The 666-nt window shown below is 43.1% G+C and carries 1 protein-coding gene; it reads left to right on the top strand.

Features of this window, described 5'->3' with window-relative positions; genetic code table 11:
• Window positions 1-534: transketolase-like TK C-terminal-containing protein (locus tag ACFIO5_RS12160; RefSeq protein WP_375705546.1), on the top strand; the 534-nt coding region annotated here is incomplete at its 5' end.
• Window positions 535-666: the final 132 nt, after the last annotated feature.

A 666-nucleotide genomic window follows, 5' to 3' on the forward strand; every position in this document is an offset into this window, starting at 1 on the left:
GACGCTATGGAGACTGTCGAGTGTTGGCAATTGGCTTTGAAAACGCGAGGGACACCTTCTACTTTGGCTTTGAGTAGACAAAATTTACCACTTTTGCGTCGGGAATATGAAGAAGAAAATCTTTGTATGCTCGGTGCTTATGAATTACTCACCGCCAGTGATGATGCGCAAGTGACCCTGTTTGCTTCCGGTTCAGAATTGCAGATTGCCGTACATGCACATGCAGTCTTAGAAGAAAAGGGAATCCCAACGCGTGTGGTTTCTGTACCTTGTTTTGAACTCTTTACACAGCAATCTCCCTCCTATCAGAGGGCTCTCATTGGTGATGCACCGATTAAAATTGCCATTGAAGCTGCACTCCGGCAAGGTTGGGACTATTTTATCGGCACTAATGGGGTGTTTATTGGCATGCAAGGATTTGGTGCCAGTGGGACCATCGATGCGCTTTATGCGCACTTTGGCATCACTTGTGAAAATGTGGTCGCTGCCGTTGAAAAAAAACTTGAAGACATCCATAAGGAAAATGTGAAATAAATGCTCATGGTGCTATGAACCATTTTGATCATCGTGGGTGCGATCGTTTTTATGCCATCGTAGAAAGTTAATAAGTGATTCTTTATGATTTGGAAATCATTGAAATGAATAGTCAGATGTTGTGCTATGAAA

The organism is Bartonella sp. AA86SXKL (assembly GCF_042196885.1).